Origin of the sequence: Thalassotalea litorea (genome assembly GCF_043642205.1) — a bacterium.
GTDB classification, from domain to species: Bacteria; Pseudomonadota; Gammaproteobacteria; order Enterobacterales; family Alteromonadaceae; genus Thalassotalea_A; species Thalassotalea_A litorea.
This window is the reverse complement of sequence record NZ_JBHZSG010000080.1, coordinates 1-3,123: the sequence shown is the minus strand read 5'-3', so window position 1 is coordinate 3,123 and position 3,123 is coordinate 1. Positions and strand designations below refer to the sequence as shown.

The following is a 3,123-nucleotide window of genomic DNA, read 5'->3' as shown; positions in this document are numbered from 1 at the left end:
GCCTACGCACAAGAAGACAATTCAACAGCAAGCAATCAAGATATCGAAGTTATCGAAGTGTCCGGTATTCGCTCTGCACTTACCAATGCTACCGCCGAGAAACAATCTGCTGATAACTTAAAAGAAGTTATTCAAGCCGTTGATATCGGTAAATTACCCGATCAAAACTTAGCCGAAGTACTAGAAAACATCACTGGTGTTCAAATCACCCGTACCGCAGGTGTCGGTACCGGCGTACAAATTCGTGGTACCAATGCTAACCGTGTTGAGATCAACGGGGTTTCTACCGTTGGTGCTGGTGGTGGTCGCAGTGGTATCAATTTTGAAGATGTGAACGCATCCATCATTTCTGCTGTGGAAGTCATTAAAGCACCAGATGCCAAAACTATCGAAGGCTCTGTGGGTGGTACCATCAACCTACGTACCATCCGTCCGTTAGAATTATCCGATACCCTCGGCTCAGTTCGCGTACAAGGTGAACAAAGTAGCTTGAGTGACGAAGGTCTGCAACCTCGTGTTTCCGGTGCCTACGGTGACAACTGGGAAACCGATGCGGGTAAGTTCGGTTTTATCATCACTGGTAGTTACACCGAGCAAGAATCCGTATCTTTCCGTCCGCGTACTGACCGTGACAACATCTCAACCGATGGCACCAATGAGTGGATGGGGATCCAGTTCTTAGTACAAGAGCAGGAAAACTACGATTATGAAACCAAAAACCTGGCAACCACGTTTGAGTGGGCGCCAAATGAAAACCTTAAGTTTCATTTAGATGCCATTTTAAATGACCAACAACGTAGTCAGGATTCATACCGTATCCAGGCCTCGGGCGTTAGTGCATTGAAAAATGACAGTATTCCGTCACAATTCGAAACCATTAACTTTGGTAGCATAAGTGGCGTGAACCTTGGCTCTAAGCAAGCCGCGTTGGTTGGTAACATTGAACCTAACCTGACCGAAGTTGATGACGATGATCCGAATTTACGTTTTTCAAGTGATACCGGCTCTCGTGTAACCGACAGTAAAATGTTTGCGTTCGGCGGTGAATGGCAAGGTGATAACCTAAAAGTCAGCGCGTCTATCTCAAGCTCTTCTTCAGATACTGAGAACCCGAACTTAAGTACCACCATTAACTTTATGAACCCGAACTGTCCACAAGATGGTACCAGTAATGATAACTGTGTGCCTTTCTCGTATGACTTATCCGGTGGCTCTCTGGCATGGGGCATTAACTTTGACTCCCCATATGCGCCAACGGCAGCTCAGTTAACCGATCCTGCCAACATGATCTTAGATCAGGTCGATGTTGGTGCGGATACCACGGAAAACTCCGAAGATGCGTTCCGTATCGATGCCAGCTACTTCATCGATGCCATTGATGTTATCACCTCGGTGGATGTGGGTTATCGTTACAATAAAACATCTCATGAATATCGCGATATTGGCGATAGAATTGGTGGTTTCAGTCAATTAGTTGATAGTCCAAGCGGTGACTTATTTGCAGATTTACTTGTGAAAGGTCCGGACAACTACAATGATGCCGATGGTCGTGATTTGTTTGTCAAAGACTTCTTATTGGTCGACCCGGATAAATCTTTCTCTGATCCTCAATATGTGATCGACACATTACAGAATGCCGTGATTGCTCACGACCCGGACTCTCCGGATATTCTTGACATTCAGGAACGCAAAAATGCATACCGTAAAATCGAAGAAGAAACCCAAGCATTATATGCACAGGTAAACTTTGAATACGGTGACTTTATCCGCGGTAACCTTGGTGTTCGTTATATCGAAACCGACGTTGATTCAACCGGTTATAACCCGGAAGAAATGCTGGAAACCACCAGCGGTAGTTATGACTTCCTATTACCTCGTTTAAACCTTGTGATCGAGCCTACCGATGATTTATTGGTTCGTTTAGGTTACGGTACCGACCTTAGACGTCCTGATTTCGATCAGCTAGGAACAGGTTATACCTTAGACAACCAGGAAAACTCAGCGGTTGCCTTGGGTAACCCAGGACTAGAGCCAGAAGAAGTCGACTCGTTTGATATCAGTGTGGAGTGGTATTTTGCACCGGCAGCAATTGCCAGCGTTGGTTACTTTAAGAAAGAGCGTACCAACATCTTTGGTACTAACTTTGAAGGTGCAGCACTGTATCCATCGAGCACAACCACAGGTGGTTTAGAGCGTGATGCTACGGCCCCATGTGAAGATGGCGGTTTCTTTAACCCACAAGTTGTGCCTAACCAGTTAGGTGATCCGAACTCATTAGGTTTGTGTGTGGATAAAACCACTCCAGGTAACGATCCAGAAACGACGACACAATCTGGTTTTGAATTTGCTTTCCAATATGGACTTGCAGATTTTGAGAAAGACTTAGGTTGGGCATCGGGTTTTGGTGTGATCGCCAACTACACCATCCAGGACTTCTCAGGTGGTTCAGTTGAAGATTGTACCTCAGGTCGTGGTGCGGTTGTACTTGGCGAAGGTATCTGTGCCGAGCGTGGGTTGTTAGATTTCTCAGAAAATGCCTACAACTTTACGCTTTACTATGAAAAGTATGGTCTATCTGCGCGTATGCGTTACACATGGCGTGAAGCGTTCCGTACGCAAGATTTCGCCGGTGGTGCAAACACCAGTGGTAGTAGTACGCTTAGCTTCCCGGTTGTTACCGATGACCGTGGTCAGTTAAATGCGAGTGTAAACTATGACGTGACTGACAACTTCGTAGTCGGTATTGAAGGTGTGAACTTAACCGAAGAGCGCATCGATCAGTACTGTGTTAACCAAGACGCATTGCTTTGTTTCGTAGGTTTACCAGATCGTCGTATTACGATCGGTGCAAGCTACAAGTTCTAATCGCAATCGATTTTAACCATAAATGAAAACTGCCTCTTTATGAGGCAGTTTTTTTATGTCATGGAAAAGGCCGTTGGTACCCGTAAACGGTTAAGGTTGATGGCCAAGGCTCAATCGCCAACACTTTACCTCCAGACTATACCCTCAACAACACAGCCAATCGTGTTTGCAAAGCATTGTCAGCGCCTCTTTCCCGGCCATTCTCAGAGTCTTTAATCAAATAAACCTATAAGCATTAGGAGCCACTAAAACCATTTT

The 3,123-nt window shown here is 45.5% G+C and carries 1 protein-coding gene; it reads left to right on the top strand.

Features of this window, described 5'->3' with window-relative positions:
• The coding region (locus tag ACHUFQ_RS16910) for a TonB-dependent receptor (RefSeq protein WP_394177025.1) at nucleotides 1–2,865 on the top strand (2,865 nt) is incomplete at its 5' end.
• Nucleotides 2,866–3,123 lie beyond the last annotated feature (258 nt).